This is a genomic window from Roseibium sediminis, assembly GCF_008711325.1.
GTDB classification, from domain to species: Bacteria; Pseudomonadota; Alphaproteobacteria; order Rhizobiales; family Stappiaceae; genus Roseibium; species Roseibium sediminis.
Genome location: NZ_VXDB01000011.1, coordinates 149,175 through 163,136, shown reverse-complemented (window position 1 = coordinate 163,136; position 13,962 = coordinate 149,175). Strand labels below are relative to the sequence as shown.

Here is a 13,962-nt window from a genome sequence, read left to right as displayed (position 1 = left end):
CTTCATGGCCGCTCAGGGGGAAAATCTACGCATCAACGCTGATCGCTTGTGGGACAGCCTCATGGAGATGGCGAAGATCGGGCCGGGCGTTGCGGGCGGCAACAACCGCCAGACCGTGACGGATGAAGACGGCGAAGGTCGCAAACTGTTCCAGAAATGGTGCGAGGATGCTGGCATGACCATGGCGGTCGACACCATGGGCAACATGTTCATGACGCGAGCGGGAAAGGATCCCGATGCCCTTCCCGTCTATGTCGGATCCCACCTCGACACCCAGCCGACCGGCGGCAAGTATGATGGCGTCCTTGGCGTTCTTGGTGGTCTGGAAGTCGTGCGGACCATGAACGACCTCGGCATCAAGACCAAACACCCCATAGTTGTGACCAACTGGACCAACGAGGAAGGCACGCGCTTTGCCCCGGCCATGCTTGCTTCCGGCGTGTTTGCGGGCATGCACGAACAGGACTGGGCATATGACCGGGTTGACGCCAAGGGCCTCAAGTTCGGTGATGAGCTGAAACGGATCGGCTGGGTCGGCGATGAACCGGTTGGCGCCCGCAAGGACAAGATCCACGCCATGTTCGAACTTCATATCGAGCAAGGCCCGATCCTGGAGGCCGAGGGCAAGGATATCGGCGTCGTCACCCATGGTCAGGGCCTGTGGTGGCTTGAAGTGACTGTCACCGGCAAGGACAGCCACACCGGCTCGACACCCATGCCCATGCGCCGCAACGCGGGGCTCGGCATGGCGCGGATGGCGGAACTGGTCCACGAGATTGCCATGAAACATCAGCCGGCTGCGGTCGGTGCGATCGGCCATTGCGACTTTTATCCGAACTCGCGAAACGTCATTCCCGGCAAGGTCGTTTTCACCATCGACTTCCGCTCTCCCAATCAGGATGTTCTGGATGGAATGAAGGCGGAATTCGAGCAACGCGCACCCGCTGTTGCCGAGGAACTTGGCCTGACGATCTCCATTGATATCGCCGGCCATTTTGATCCTGTCACCTTCGATGAGACCTGCGTGAAGGCTGTGCGCAACGCTGCCGAGCGCTTGGGCTATTCACACCGCGACATCATCTCCGGAGCTGGCCATGACGCGTGCTGGATCAACCGCGTTGCCCCCACCTCGATGATCATGTGCCCTTGTGTCGATGGCCTCTCCCACAACGAGGCGGAAGAGATCTCCAAGGATTGGGCAAAGGCTGGCACCGACGTGCTCTTCCATGCTGTCGTCGAAACAGCCCAGATCGTAGAGTGAAACTAACGGGCTCACCGATCCCGGATCTGCACTTCGTTTGTCCGGATGACAAAAGATAGATGAACGCCGCTTGAGGGTTATGAATGCTGCCAAACTCTCAATCGTCATCCCGGACGAGTAAAACGAGATCCGGGATCGGGGAGCCTCGGAGCTAGAGAAGGACAAAGAACCGTTGCCCGCGTGGGTCTACATCATGGCGTCAAAACCATATGAAACACTCTACACGGGAGTTACCAGCAACCTGGAACGGCGGATATACGAACACCGAGAAGGTTTGCTTGAAGGCTTCACGAATATCTACGGACTGAAGCGATTGGTTTGGTACGAAGAATGCGCCGAAATGATTGAAGCCATTAAACGCGAAAAGCAGATTAAACGGTGGCGGAGAGAATGGAAGTTTGAGCTGATCGAAAGAATGAACCCAAAATGGAGAGATTTGTACTAGGAGCTGAATGGTTGAACGATGGGCGATCGGGCTCTCCGATCCCGGATCTGCACTGCGTTTGTCCGGGATGACTATTGAAAGTTTGAGTTACTCTGAAAGGAGTCAAACAAGCCAACAAACTCTCCATCGTCATCCCGGGCGAATGAAATGAGACCCGGGATCGGAGAGCCCGGAAATGGTGTTGTTTTTGCGGTTCATCTCCGCGATCTGGAAATCTGAGTGGGAGGAGTGAAATGCCAAGTACAGTGATCAAGGGCGGGACGGTTGTTACCGCCGATCTCAGCTACGAAGCCGATGTGAGGATCGAGAACGGGACGATCACCGAGATCGGTCCGAACCTTTCCGGAGACACCACGCTGGATGCGTCGGGTTGCTACATCATGCCGGGTGGCATCGATCCGCATACGCATCTGGAAATGCCCTTCATGGGCACCTATTCCTCCGACAATTTCGACAGTGGAACACGGGCGGCGCTTGCCGGTGGAACCACCATGGTTGTCGACTTTGCCCTGCCCTCTCCAGACCAGTCGCTGCTGGAAGCACTGCAAATGTGGGACAACAAGTCCTCCATGGCCCACTGCGATTATTCCTTCCACATGGCGATCACCTGGTGGGGCGAAAAGGTCTTCAACGAAATGGAGACCGTGGTTCGCGAGCGCGGCATCAACACCTTCAAGCACTTCATGGCCTACAAGGGCGCCTTGATGGTGAATGACGATGAAATGTTTGCCTCCTTCCAGCGTTGCGCAGAACTGGGTGCCCTCCCCCTGGTTCATGCAGAAAACGGCGATGTGGTTGCCTCTCTTCAGGCCAAGCTTCTGGCCGAAGGCAACAACGGCCCGGAGGCCCATGCCTATTCCCGTCCGCCGGAAGTGGAAGGCGAAGCCACCAACCGCGCGATCATGATTGCCGACATGGCTGGAGTGCCGGTCTATATCGTTCACACCTCGTCCGAACAGGCGCATGAAGCGATCCGCCGTGCGCGCCAGAACGGCATTCGTGCCTATGGCGAGCCGCTGATCCAGCATCTCACTCTGGATGACAGCGAATACAAGCACGCCGACTGGGATCACGCGGCACGGCGTGTCATGTCGCCGCCGTTCCGGGACAAGAAGCATCAGGATAGCTTGTGGGCAGGTCTCGCGTCGGGTTCCCTGCAGGTTGTCGCGACCGACCACTGCGCTTTTACCACCGACCAGAAGCGCACCGGCGTGGGTGACTTCACGAAGATCCCGAATGGCACCGGAGGGCTGGAAGATCGCATGCCGATGCTCTGGACCTATGGCGTCAATACCGGACGGCTTACGCCGAGCGAATTTGTGGCTGTGACCTCCACCAACATTGCCAAGATCCTGAATGTCTACCCGAAGAAAGGTGCCGTTCTGGTTGGAGCGGACGCGGATCTTGTGGTTTGGGATCCAAACAAGGAGAAGACGATTTCTGCAGCCTCGCAGGAATCAGCTATTGATTACAACGTGTTCGAAGGAAAGAAGGTCAAGGGACTTCCGAGATACACCCTTTCGCGCGGACGAGTGGCAGTGGACGACGGCAAGGTTGTGCCGCAGCAAGGTCACGGCAAGTTTGTCAAGCGCGAGCCGTTTCAGGCGGTCAACAAGGCCTTGTCGACCTGGAAAGAGCTGACAGCGCCGCGCAAGGTGGAGCGCTCCGGTATTCCGGTCAGCGGAGTTTGATCGCAATGGCCGAATGAAAGACCCGTCGCCAATCGACCGGCGACGGGAAACCTTGGGGGGCGGCGAACGGCCATTAAGGTCGTCGCAAGGGAAAGGTTACAAAGGGCGTGGGGAACACACTCAAAAGGGGCATGGATGCCGCATATCAGCTGTTCAACAGGCGTCCTGCCCTGTTTGGATTGGCGGTCGCGGTTGCGCTGTTGTTGCTCCCCGTCGCCGTTTGGCTCGACCTGCGACATATTTCGGATGTCGCGCTGGAGCGGCAGGCCGAGACCCTCAACGAAATGATCACCGACATTCGCGCCTACTACGCGAACAATGTCGTTTCCCGTGTGCAGGCCCATGCGGGAGATAGTGTTGCGGCGGCTGACTATGCCATCGTACCCGGTGCCATTCCCATTCCTGCAACCTTGTCTCTTGAACTGGGAGAAGTCGTCGGCGAGCACGGGCGCAATGTGCGCTATCGATTTGTCTCCGACTATCCCTTTGAAGGGCGCGAGCCGCACAAGCTCGACGATTTCGAGCGTTACGCGCTTGCGACATTTCGGACTGAAAAGGCGGCCAGCCAACAGGGGCACGAGATCGTCACCCGGATTGACGGCAGCCTTTTCGACCGCCGCATTCGTCTGGCGGGTCCGGTCGTCATGGGGGCTGCCTGTGTGGAGTGTCACAATTCCAGCCCCTTGAGCCCCAAGAAGGACTGGAAGGTTGGTGATGTCCGCGGCATACAGGCGATAGAGATTGAGCAGGCCATTGTCACCAATCTGGCCTCCTTCAAATACCTGCTCGCCTATTTTGTCGGCGCAGGGATTTTCGGTGTCTCTTTTGCCGTCATGCAGACCTATCAGGCTGCCAGCTATTCGCGGTTGAACCGGGAACTGGAGGAAACGAATTCCTTCTTGGCGACTGTGTCTCTCAAGATCTCAAAGTACCTGTCACCACAGGTCTATAAGTCGATCTTCAGTGGCGAGCGCGACACGACGCTGACGACCGAGCGCAAGAAGCTCACCATCTTCTTTTCCGATATAAAGGACTTTACGATCACATCCGAACGGTTGCAGCCGGAAGAGTTGACCGAACTGCTCAACGACTACTTCACCGAAATGTCCGCGATTGCCGCCAAGCACGGGGCGACGCTGGACAAGTTCATTGGCGACGCGATCCTTGCCTTTTTCGGCGATCCGGAAACGCGCGGGCCGAAGGAAGACGCACGGGCCTGTGTCCAGATGGCTATCGAGATGCAAAAGCGCCTCGCCGAACTCTATGTCATCTGGCGCGCGAAAGGCATCGAGGAACCCTTCAAGGCCAGGATTGGCATCAATACCGGCTATTGCAACGTTGGGAACTTCGGCAGCAACGAACGCATGGATTACACAATCATCGGTGCGGAAGCCAATCTGGCTGCGCGGCTGGAATCCATTGCGGAACCCGGCGGCATCGTCATGAGCTATGAAACCTATGTTCATGTGGCAGATCTGGTGAAGGCCGAGCCTCTGGAACCAATTCGCCTGAAAGGCATTGGACGCGATGTCATCCCGTATCGTGTAACCGATCTGGAAATCTCGCAATCCGGGCTCGAAACGATCGATGAGCGCGTTGATGGCGCACGTATCTACATCGATCCACACGCGATAACAGACGAAAATCGAGAGCAATTGCTCAAGGCACTTGATCGGGCAAAAGCCCGGTTGCTCAAGCTATGACCGGAAGATGGAGACTGAACCTTGCAGGCAGAAATGGCTGAAACAATGGAAAGACTTCATCCACGCGATGAGGACGGCAGGACGAACATGACAAGAACCGTGGTTGAGGCCAAAAAGCTCTCGCTGACCTTCCAGACAAATGATGGTCCGGTCCATGCGCTTTCCAATATCGACCTGACGATCAATCAGGGAGACTTCGTTTCCTTCATCGGCCCGTCCGGCTGTGGGAAGACCACGCTGCTGCGTGTGATCGCCGATCTGGAACAACCCACAGACGGCTCAATCACGGTCAACGATGTGTCGCCGCACGAGGCGCGGCTCAACCGGTCCTATGGCTATGTGTTTCAGGCTGCTGCCCTTTACCCGTGGCGGACCATTGCAAAGAACGTGGCCCTGCCGCTAGAAATCATGGGTCTCTCGCGTGAGGAGCAAGAGGCCCGGATTTCACGCAATCTGGAACTGGTCAATCTTGGCGGTTTTGAAAAGAAATATCCGTGGCAACTGTCCGGAGGCATGCAGCAACGAGCCTCCATTGCCCGCGCCCTCGCGGTGGAACCCGACCTCCTTTTGATGGACGAACCCTTTGGCGCTCTCGATGAAATCGTGCGCGACCATCTCAACGAACAACTTCTGCAGCTTTGGGCAAAGACCAACAAGACCGTTGTCTTTGTCACGCATTCGATCCCGGAAGCGGTGTTCCTCTCCACAAAGATCGTGGTGCTCTGCCCGCGCCCCGGGCGGATCTACGACGTCATTGAAAGCAATCTGCCGCGCGACCGGTCTCTTGATGTCCGCGAAACTCCGGAGTTCCTCAAAATCGCCCACCGCGTCCGCGAAGGGTTGAAAGCGGGGCATAGTTATGAGGATTGAGGTCGTGCAAGGCATGCCTGCGGTTCGTGAGGCCAGTTTTGGCGACATGGCAGTGTGTGCAGATATATTCAACGACTGGGTGGACGAAACGCCTTGGATGCCTCGTGTTCACAGCCGCACGGATGTTACAGGCTACTACGAGGACATCGTATTCAAACAGCAACAGGTTTGGGTGGTAGATGTAGAAGGCTCCAATTTTGGATTTCTCTCTGCAACAGATGATTTTGTAACAGCACTTTACCTCCATCGCGATGCTCGAGGACGCGGTTTCGGCAAGATGCTTCTTGATCACGTCAAACTGAACGGCTCCGCAAAGCTCTCACTTTGGGCGTTTGAAGCGAATACAAAGGCTCCGGCCTTTTATCGGCGGGAAGGTTTTGTCGAGGTGCGGCGCACCACTGGTGAAAATGAAGAGGGACTGCCAGACATCTTGTTTTGCTGGGCTAAACCGGAGGTCGCTGTATGACTGATATCGCCCTCCCTGCGTCTCGCACAGCAAATCCCTTCGCGGGTCTCATGGCCGGCACCACGGGCCCCGTGATTGTTGTGGTGCTTGCGATCCTTGCGATCTGGTACATCGCGGCGGTCTCGCTCAATGCCAAGTTCCAGATTGAAATCTATGAGCGGGCCAATCAGGTTGATGTGCCGTTCAGCCAGTTGGTAACGGATACGCTGGCGCAGGAGCGCCCGGTCCTCCCGGCTCCCCATCAGGTGATCGCGGAGATGTGGGACACGACGGTGAACAAGAAGATCACGTCCAAACGGTCGCTAGTCTATCACACCGGGATCACCCTCTCCTCCACTCTGCTGGGTTTTCTGATCGGGACCACACTTGGTATCCTTTTGGCGGTCGGGATCGTGCATAGCCGTGTTCTCGACAAGTCGATGATGCCCTGGGTGATTTCTTCGCAAACCATTCCAATCCTTGCGATTGCGCCGATGATCATCGTTGTCTTGAACGCAGTCGGCATATCCGGCCTGCTGCCCAAGGCGATGATCTCCACCTATCTTTCGTTCTTCCCGGTAACGGTAGGCATGGTGAAGGGGTTGCGGTCGCCGGAGGTGATCCACATGGACCTGATGCACACCTATTCTGCAACGCGCTGGCAGGCCTTTTGGAAACTGCGCCTGCCCTACGCCGTTCCCTATCTCTTCACCTCGATGAAGATCGGCATGGCTGCATCCCTTGTCGGAGCAATTGTGGGTGAACTTCCAACGGGCGCTGTTGCCGGTCTTGGAGCCCGCCTGCTGGCAGGGTCCTATTATGGTCAGACGGTCCAGATCTGGTCGGCGCTGCTCATGGCTGCCCTTCTGGCCGGAGCGCTGGTTGCGTTGATTGGCGTGATTGAAAAACAGACGCTTAAGTATATGGGGATGGATAGATGAGTTCCATGACCGCATCCCGCTCCCGCTTCGACACTGCGGCGATCCTCGCCGGTCTTGTCATTGTTTGTGTTGGTCTGTCGCTCGCAACAATGGCGTTCGCAGGCGATCGATATGTCTTCAACACCCCCAACCTTGGCATACCCTTCGGCTTTCTGGCCATCCTTGGCGTTCGCTACTCCCTCGGTTTTGCACATAACCGGGCTGGTGATATTGCGCTTGGTGTCGTTTGTGCGGTGTCCGGGTGGTTCTTGATACGCGCGGCTCATCAATTTGCCGGTGACGCCGCTTTCGGGTTCTGGGCTCTTGTCTGTGCCCTCTGGTTCTCCTTCTGGCTTTTTGTTGACCGGCTTGCTGCGTGGCGGTTGAGTGATCCGTCCGCAGCCAGGGTCGTCAATCTTCTCATCCCGCTCTTGTTTGGGGCAACGCTGCTGCTGCTTTGGGAACTGATTGTCACCGGGGCGGGCGTTCCGAAAGTGCTGCTTCCTGCCCCATCCGAGATCTGGGTGCGGCTTGTGGGCTCGGTTCCGACACTCTGGGCCGACTTTCAGCAAACCTTCGTGAAGGCTGTGCTGATTGGCTATGCGGTCGGATGTGGCTCCGCGTTCATCACGGCCATTCTGGTTGACCGTTCGCCGTTTCTTCGCCGCGGCCTGCTGCCCATCGGCAACTTTGTCTCCGCCCTGCCGATCATCGGCGTTGCCCCGATCATGGTCATGTGGTTCGGCTTCGACTGGCCGTCCAAGGCGGCTGTCGTCATCATCATGACGTTCTTCCCGATGCTGGTGAACACGGTTTCCGGGTTGGCTGCCTCCGATGCCATGCAGCGCGACCTGATGCGCACCTATGCGTCCAGCTACTGGCAGACCTTGTTCAAGCTCCGCCTGCCGATGGCCATGCCATTCATTTTCAACGCGCTGAAGATCAATTCTACGCTTGCCCTGATTGGTGCCATCGTTGCCGAATTCTTCGGAACACCGATTGTCGGCATGGGCTTCCGGATTTCCACTGAAGTTGGCCGCATGAATGTGGACATGGTCTGGGCGGAAATTGCTGTTGCTGCGCTGGCGGGGTCGCTGTTCTACGGGCTTGTTGCGATGATCGAGCGCGCTGTCACATTCTGGCATCCATCGATGCGCAGGTGATACCGCACAGGTAATTTCCCCATCACATTCAATTTGATGCCATGGTTTCGCCAAGTCTCCGTTAGAGTGTCCGTGACAGAACGATCAAAAATCAGGGGTCTTTCCATGGCAAAGCTAATCCATACTGTCCTTGCGGCTGCAGTGGCGGGTCTCGTGGCCGTACCTGCCTTGGCTGCCGACAAGTCCCTGACGCCCGAACATAAGCCGGCGCCCTTGTCGCCCCATGCCAAGCCGGGTTCGAAGGCGGCGGAAGAAGCGCTTCGCGCCGCAATCACGCCCTATGAGCGCATGGAAGAAGTCTTTTCCGGCGACACGACCGTTGCAGGGGAAAAATTTCAGTTCCCGAAAGACAATATCGCGGTCAAATCCATAATCGTGACATTGGCGCCCGGCGAGAAGACGGCTTGGCACAAGCACCATGCACCGCTTTTCTCCTACGTTCTGGAAGGCGAAGTGACTGTTTCCTATGACGGTCTGGGCAAGAAGCTCTACCGTGAAGGAGATGGTTTGATGGAAGCGCTCGACATGACCCATCAGGGCCACAATACCGGCGAGACCCCGGCGCGTATCCTGAATGTCTTCATGACCGGGGATGGCAAGCTTCCAACTGTTCTGGAACAGGCTCCCGGCGAAACCCGCCCTGCGATCCAGTAATTCACCTCTGCATGGCGGGCTGGTTCACGCTCGCCATGGTCAATTGCCAGGACATACGCTAGTAAGTCGCCAGATTTATATCTTGCGCCAAGGATCCCTCATTGATGAAGCCAAGCCGTGATGTCACCCGCCTAGTTGAAATCATGGCAGCGCTGCGGACGCCGGTGACCGGCTGCCCCTGGGATCTTGAACAGGATTTTGCCTCCATCATTCCTTACACGCTGGAAGAGGCCTACGAAGTCGCCGATGCCATCCACAAGGGCGACATGGATGACTTGCGTGAGGAACTGGGTGATCTGTTGTTACAGGTTGTCTATCACTCCCGCATGGCAGAAGAGGAAAAGTCGTTCGATTTCGGCGATGTAGTTGACGGCATTACCAAAAAGATGATCCGCCGCCATCCGCACGTCTTTGGCGATGAGGACGCGCGGTCATCCGGCATGGCCAAGGGCATGTGGGAGAAGATCAAGGCGGAGGAAAAGGCGGAACGTCGTGCCCGCCGCGAAGCGATTGGGCTTCAAACAGAAACAAACAAAGGCTTTCTCGACGAAGTTCCTTCCGCCTTCCCTGCCCTGCAGGAAGCCGACAAGCTGCAGCGCAAGGCCTCAATGGTCGGATTTGACTGGAACGACGCGCGTCTGGTTCTGGCAAAAATCCGTGAGGAAGCGGATGAGCTGGAAGAAGAGCTGTCCGCAACAGAGCCGGACAAGGCTCGCATCGAAGACGAACTGGGCGATACGCTGTTTGCCCTCGCCAACCTCGCGCGGCATCTGGAAATCGATCCCGAAGAAGCGTTGCGCAAGACCAATCGCAAATTCCGCACGCGCTTTGCCGCCATTGAGGACCATGCCAACAAGACCGGAACCACACTCGAAGCGATGACGCTCGACGAGATGGAAGCGGCATGGCAGGCAGCAAAGAAGAAATAGCGGCAAGCGCGGTCGCCTAGTTTGACCCGCCTGCAAGCGCGCGGCGCTGGTGCCCTAATTGTTTAGCTCGGCCCCGACGCCAAGTTGATGGCGCGCGTGATTTCCTGACCGCGATTGATGGCACCATATATCGGATAAGGTGTCCGGACCGAGGTGACCAAGTGTCGATCAACCCACTGGCGCTCTTCCAGCTGTTGCAAGGTTCCGGACAAGGCTCGATCCGTTATTGAAATCAGGCTCGTTCTCAGATGGGAGAACCTTTGCGGTTCCTCTATCAAGGCAAGGACCGGCACCGTCCAGCTGCGACGCAGCAATGTGAATTCCTCGTCACTCGGCACCAAAGATACAATCCTCTTAGCGACTTGGGCAGCAATTTTGCCCTGATCCGTCAGGCGAAACTCCGGGCGCAGAGGGTGTCCGTGGTCCGGGTTCCTTTCAATGAAACCGAGACTGACGAGGTTCTCCAAGCTGGCGGCGAACGCAGTCCTGCTTGCGGCCGTGGCGGCAAGAAGACTGGCCTGCCGACCGGGCGTTCCGTCATGCATCAACGACAATATGTTCAACGACCAGGCTCTGGAAGTGAGCTTGACAAGCGTCTTTATGTCCATAAAGTATAGTTACTTTATTTTTTAATCGAAGGGAAGAGAGATGGCTCTGGTTCAGTTGGACGACACGATTACTTTGGCAATTTCAGTGCGTGATCGGCATGCAAGCGCGGCGTGGTATGAAGAAAAGCTCGGATTCGAATTGCTGCATCACATCGACGAAGCGGGATGGACCGAACTTCGGACCAAGACGCCCGGTGTCACTCTTGGTCTGGGGGAACAATCCGAACCAAATCCGGGAAATTCTGTGCCTGTCTTTGGAGTGGCTGACATATCTGTTGCGCGAACCGCGCTGGAAACTGCCGGCGTCGCGTTCGATGGCGATACAGTTACCGTTGAAGGCATGGTGAGCCTTGCAACATTCTATGACCCCGACCGCAATGCCCTCATGCTGGCGCAGGATCTGACGAGATAACCGATATCCAAAGATTGCTGGTTCGGTGCGGCAGAAGAACGTGAATTTCTTCTGCCGCATTTATTTTCTGCAGCCAGTTTTATCTGAAGAGCTCAAACAGCCTTCTATTCGGAAAGAAACGTCGAGAACGTTTGCCGGAACGGGCCGCGTTGTTTATCCGATACGCGGACATCGGCGGTAATCCACTCTTCCCCATCTTCGCGATCAAGCACTTCGGTCAGCTGATAGAGCTGTGCCAGCAATGCGCCTTCCGCTATTGGCAGCTTGACGGTGAAGATGTCGTCATGCTGAGCCATGAACGCATCAATGCGGGAGTAGAGGCTTTCGATGCCCTCCCCGGTCAAGGCTGAAAGAGAGACTGGACCTTCCGGACCCGACTCAGCCAGCAGCTTTTCCCGATAGGCGGGATCAAGCGCATCAATCTTGTTCCACACCTCGACGATTGGCGCCGCATGCGTGCCGTCCACGCCGAGATCAACCAGCGTCTTCTTGACGTCGGCCGCCTGGGCGTCCGTGTCAGAATGGCTGATGTCACGAACATGCAGGATCAGGTCCGCTTCGAGCACTTCTTCAAGGGTGGCGCGGAACGCCGCAACCAGATGCGTCGGCAGGTCCGAAATGAAACCCACCGTGTCGGACATGATCACTTCGCGGCCATGTGGCAGACGGATTTTGCGCAAGGTCGGATCAAGGGTTGCGAACAGGAGGTCTTTTGCAAAGACGTCGCTTTCCGTCAACCGGTTGAACAGGGTCGACTTTCCGGCGTTCGTATAACCCACCAGAGCCACAACGGGCTGCGGGATTTTCTTGCGTTTCTTGCGGTGGAGGTCGCGGGTCCGTCGGACCTGTTCGATCTGCCGCTGAAGGGCGTTGATGCGATCCTGAATTTGGCGTCTGTCTGACTCTATCTGGGTTTCGCCCGGACCACCCATGAAACCGACACCGCCGCGCTGGCGCTCCAGGTGGGTCCATGACCGCACGAGACGGCTCTTTTGCCATGTCAGATGGGCCAGATCGACCTGAAGGCGACCTTCTTTCGTGCGTGCACGGTCGCCGAAAATCTCGAGGATCAGACCGGTCCGATCGATCACCTTGGATTTTAGGCGTTTTTCCAGATTGCGTTGCTGGATGGGCGTCAGCGGATGGTCAACAACAACGAGATCGGCGTCTTCAGCGGCAACAATCCCGGCCAATTCCTCAACCTTGCCTTCGCCGAAAAGGGTCGCTGGCTTGGGGTTCGTGATCTTGATGACCCCGGACACGGCAATATCGAGATTGATGGCTGCGCTGAGGCCGATGGCTTCTTCCAGACGCGCTTCGGGTGTACGATTTGCGCGCAAGTCCCCGTCCTCGGCACCGTGGCGACCGGGCAGAACAGGTTCAAGGATCAAAGCTCTGTAGGGTTGGGGACGCCGATCAATACCGCCTTTTTCGGCCTGGTGTGTATCTGCGTCCCTTACTTGCGATATGTCGTCTTCACGAGACTTCGGTTTCAATCAGCTTCCCGCCTTTTCCGCGCCATCATTCTCCGGCTCAAACAGCTGAACCGGACCATTTGGCATTATCGTGGATATGGCGTGCTTGTAAACCAATTGCGAGTGTCCGTCGCGTCGCAGAAGGACACAGAAATTGTCGAACCAGGTAACGACTCCCTGCAGCTTTACGCCGTTGATCAGGAAAATCGTGAGGGGTGTTTTTTGCTTGCGAACGTGATTGAGAAAGGTGTCTTGCAGGTTTTGCGCGCGCTCAGCCATCTGTTTTTTTATCCTATTTGCCCCCCGAGTGCGGCCGGGCACCCGGTGTTTCAATCTTTTTCGCCGCCGTCGAGGAAGCCGCTTTCCTGTTCCCCACTAGCTCATCCACTTTCAGTGGATCATGCGTAATTGTCCATAGATGACGCAGTCGTTATGGACAATTTTGACCATTTATAAGCTGGTCAACCGGATAATAATCCGGTGACCATCTCATCAGTTGATCAAACCACCTGCAAATCAGTAGCAGTATGGAAAAGCTGACGCAATGAGGTAGCAATGCTGCCGGGGTGTCCATTGCCAATTATTGCAGTATCTATTTTTACTACGGGCATCACAAGTGTAGATGCTGCCGTAACAAATGCCTCTCGCGCTTCCAGAGCTTCCTCAAGTGAAAAAGCCCTTTCCTCGAACTTGATCCCTTCCCTTTCGACGAGATCGAGCACGACTGCGCGAGTGATTCCCCGCAAGATACCTGATTCTGCCGGGCGTGTTACGAGGACGCCGTCCCTTGTCACAATCCACGCATTCGTGGAGCCGCCTTCGGTAATATTGCCGTCGGTATCCACATACCAGGCTTCCTTGCCACCGTTCTCCTTGGCATTCTGTTTTGCTAGAACGTTTGGCAGCAGCGCGACAGTCTTGATATCGACGCGCGGCCAGCGGTTCTCCGGATAAGTGACCACGGCGATGCCCTTCTCTGCCTGAAGGTCTGCCGCTGCACGGCTCGTGTTACGGGCAGTGACGACGATCGACGGGGCAACATCAGCTGAGGGGAAGAAATGGTCACGACGGGCAACGCCTCGTGTCACCTGAATATAGACCAGACCGTTGGTCACCTTGTTCCGGCGAATGGTTTCCTTCAGCACATACTCGACAGCCTTGCGGGCCAAGGGCCATTCGATCCGCAATTCGGACAGCGATCTGCCGAGGCGCTCAAGGTGACGCGGCATGTCCACGATCTGGCGATTGAGAACCTCGCAAACCTCATAGACTCCGTCTGCAAACTGGTATCCGCGATCTTCAATGTGAACGGCTGCGTCCTTGTGCGGAACGTACTGACCATTCACATAGGCCACTCTGCTCATTCACTCACTCCCGTCATGACGA

At 56.5% G+C, this 13,962-nt stretch carries 15 protein-coding genes; 11 read left to right on the top strand and 4 right to left on the bottom strand.

Going from position 1 to position 13,962, the window contains the following annotated elements:
* The first annotated feature begins 4 nt into the window (after nucleotides 1-4).
* From F0155_RS13050 to mazG, 10 genes are all read left to right on the top strand, one after another.
* Nucleotides 5-1,261 carry a Zn-dependent hydrolase gene (locus tag F0155_RS13050; protein ID WP_150524958.1) on the top strand — a complete coding sequence of 419 codons (1,257 nt, stop codon included), beginning with the start codon at nucleotides 5-7 and terminating at the stop codon, nucleotides 1,259-1,261.
* A 172-nt stretch (nucleotides 1,262-1,433) separates the two neighbouring features.
* Nucleotides 1,434-1,706 carry a GIY-YIG nuclease family protein gene (locus F0155_RS13045; RefSeq protein ID WP_150524957.1) on the top strand — a complete coding sequence of 91 codons (273 nt, stop codon included), beginning with the start codon at nucleotides 1,434-1,436 and terminating at the stop codon, nucleotides 1,704-1,706.
* A gap of 233 nt (nucleotides 1,707-1,939) precedes the next feature.
* The gene (hydA, locus tag F0155_RS13040; RefSeq protein ID WP_150524956.1) at nucleotides 1,940-3,397 is read left to right on the top strand and encodes a dihydropyrimidinase; all 1,458 of its coding nucleotides are present in this window, start codon (nucleotides 1,940-1,942) and stop codon (nucleotides 3,395-3,397) included.
* A 131-nt stretch (nucleotides 3,398-3,528) separates the two neighbouring features.
* On the top strand, nucleotides 3,529-5,100 hold the full coding sequence (locus F0155_RS13035; RefSeq protein ID WP_150524955.1) for an adenylate/guanylate cyclase domain-containing protein: 1,572 nt from the start codon (nucleotides 3,529-3,531) through the stop codon (nucleotides 5,098-5,100).
* An 87-nt stretch (nucleotides 5,101-5,187) separates the two neighbouring features.
* Nucleotides 5,188-5,970, top strand: coding sequence for an ABC transporter ATP-binding protein (locus F0155_RS13030; protein ID WP_150524982.1), 783 nt, complete (start codon nucleotides 5,188-5,190; stop codon nucleotides 5,968-5,970).
* The gene (locus F0155_RS13025; protein WP_244303512.1) at nucleotides 5,960-6,436 is read left to right on the top strand and encodes a GNAT family N-acetyltransferase; all 477 of its coding nucleotides are present in this window, start codon (nucleotides 5,960-5,962) and stop codon (nucleotides 6,434-6,436) included. Before F0155_RS13030 ends, F0155_RS13025 begins: the two co-directional genes overlap by 11 nt.
* Nucleotides 6,437-6,486: 50 nt before the next feature.
* Nucleotides 6,487-7,356, top strand: a complete 870-nt coding sequence (locus tag F0155_RS13020; RefSeq protein WP_204934470.1) for an ABC transporter permease — start codon at nucleotides 6,487-6,489, stop codon at nucleotides 7,354-7,356.
* Nucleotides 7,353-8,498: an ABC transporter permease gene (locus F0155_RS13015; protein ID WP_150524953.1), complete on the top strand. Its 1,146-nt coding sequence runs from the start codon at nucleotides 7,353-7,355 to the stop codon at nucleotides 8,496-8,498. The genes F0155_RS13020 and F0155_RS13015 overlap by 4 nt, the downstream gene beginning before the upstream one ends.
* Nucleotides 8,499-8,603: 105 nt before the next feature.
* Nucleotides 8,604-9,152 carry a cupin domain-containing protein gene (locus F0155_RS13010; RefSeq protein WP_150524952.1) on the top strand — a complete coding sequence of 183 codons (549 nt, stop codon included), beginning with the start codon at nucleotides 8,604-8,606 and terminating at the stop codon, nucleotides 9,150-9,152.
* 104 nt (nucleotides 9,153-9,256) lie between these two features.
* Nucleotides 9,257-10,081, top strand: a complete 825-nt coding sequence (gene mazG / locus F0155_RS13005; RefSeq protein ID WP_150524951.1) for a nucleoside triphosphate pyrophosphohydrolase — start codon at nucleotides 9,257-9,259, stop codon at nucleotides 10,079-10,081.
* Between the two features lie 62 nt (nucleotides 10,082-10,143).
* Here mazG and F0155_RS13000 read toward each other — a convergent pair whose 3' ends face one another.
* A complete protein-coding gene (locus F0155_RS13000) occupies nucleotides 10,144-10,644 on the bottom strand; it encodes a winged helix-turn-helix transcriptional regulator (protein WP_208999259.1) in 501 nt (166 codons plus the stop codon).
* Between the two features lie 85 nt (nucleotides 10,645-10,729).
* Here F0155_RS13000 and F0155_RS12995 point away from each other — a divergent pair, with 85 nt between their 5' ends.
* On the top strand, nucleotides 10,730-11,101 hold the full coding sequence (locus F0155_RS12995; protein WP_150524949.1) for a VOC family protein: 372 nt from the start codon (nucleotides 10,730-10,732) through the stop codon (nucleotides 11,099-11,101).
* A 104-nt stretch (nucleotides 11,102-11,205) separates the two neighbouring features.
* Here the strand turns inward: F0155_RS12995 and hflX are convergent, their stop codons facing one another.
* The 3 genes from hflX to F0155_RS12980 all read right to left on the bottom strand — a co-directional run bounded on the left by hflX (nucleotide 11,206) and on the right by F0155_RS12980 (nucleotide 13,940).
* Nucleotides 11,206-12,597, bottom strand: a complete 1,392-nt coding sequence (hflX, locus tag F0155_RS12990; RefSeq protein ID WP_150524948.1) for a GTPase HflX — start codon at nucleotides 12,595-12,597, stop codon at nucleotides 11,206-11,208.
* On the bottom strand, nucleotides 12,598-12,855 hold the full coding sequence (gene hfq / locus F0155_RS12985; protein ID WP_150524947.1) for an RNA chaperone Hfq: 258 nt from the start codon (nucleotides 12,853-12,855) through the stop codon (nucleotides 12,598-12,600).
* Nucleotides 12,856-13,076: 221 nt separating this feature from the next.
* On the bottom strand, nucleotides 13,077-13,940 hold the full coding sequence (locus F0155_RS12980) for a D-amino-acid transaminase (protein ID WP_150524946.1): 864 nt from the start codon (nucleotides 13,938-13,940) through the stop codon (nucleotides 13,077-13,079).
* Nucleotides 13,941-13,962: the final 22 nt, after the last annotated feature.

What these genes read in the sequence shown, in the direction of transcription:
- F0155_RS13050 (WP_150524958.1), top strand. Translation starts at nt 5, where the DNA reads ATGGCCGCTCAGGGGGAAAATCTACGCATCAACGCTGATCGCTTGTGG.
- hydA (WP_150524956.1), top strand. Translation starts at nt 1,940, where the DNA reads ATGCCAAGTACAGTGATCAAGGGCGGGACGGTTGTTACCGCCGATCTC.
- F0155_RS13035 (WP_150524955.1), top strand. Translation starts at nt 3,529, where the DNA reads ATGGATGCCGCATATCAGCTGTTCAACAGGCGTCCTGCCCTGTTTGGA.
- F0155_RS13030 (WP_150524982.1), top strand. Translation starts at nt 5,188, where the DNA reads ATGACAAGAACCGTGGTTGAGGCCAAAAAGCTCTCGCTGACCTTCCAG.
- F0155_RS13025 (WP_244303512.1), top strand. Translation starts at nt 5,960, where the DNA reads ATGAGGATTGAGGTCGTGCAAGGCATGCCTGCGGTTCGTGAGGCCAGT.
- F0155_RS13020 (WP_204934470.1), top strand. Translation starts at nt 6,487, where the DNA reads ATGGCCGGCACCACGGGCCCCGTGATTGTTGTGGTGCTTGCGATCCTT.
- F0155_RS13015 (WP_150524953.1), top strand. Translation starts at nt 7,353, where the DNA reads ATGAGTTCCATGACCGCATCCCGCTCCCGCTTCGACACTGCGGCGATC.
- F0155_RS13010 (WP_150524952.1), top strand. Translation starts at nt 8,604, where the DNA reads ATGGCAAAGCTAATCCATACTGTCCTTGCGGCTGCAGTGGCGGGTCTC.
- mazG (WP_150524951.1), top strand. Translation starts at nt 9,257, where the DNA reads ATGAAGCCAAGCCGTGATGTCACCCGCCTAGTTGAAATCATGGCAGCG.
- F0155_RS12995 (WP_150524949.1), top strand. Translation starts at nt 10,730, where the DNA reads ATGGCTCTGGTTCAGTTGGACGACACGATTACTTTGGCAATTTCAGTG.
- hfq (WP_150524947.1), bottom strand. Translation starts at nt 12,855, where the DNA reads ATGGCTGAGCGCGCGCAAAACCTGCAAGACACCTTTCTCAATCACGTT.
- F0155_RS12980 (WP_150524946.1), bottom strand. Translation starts at nt 13,940, where the DNA reads ATGAGCAGAGTGGCCTATGTGAATGGTCAGTACGTTCCGCACAAGGAC.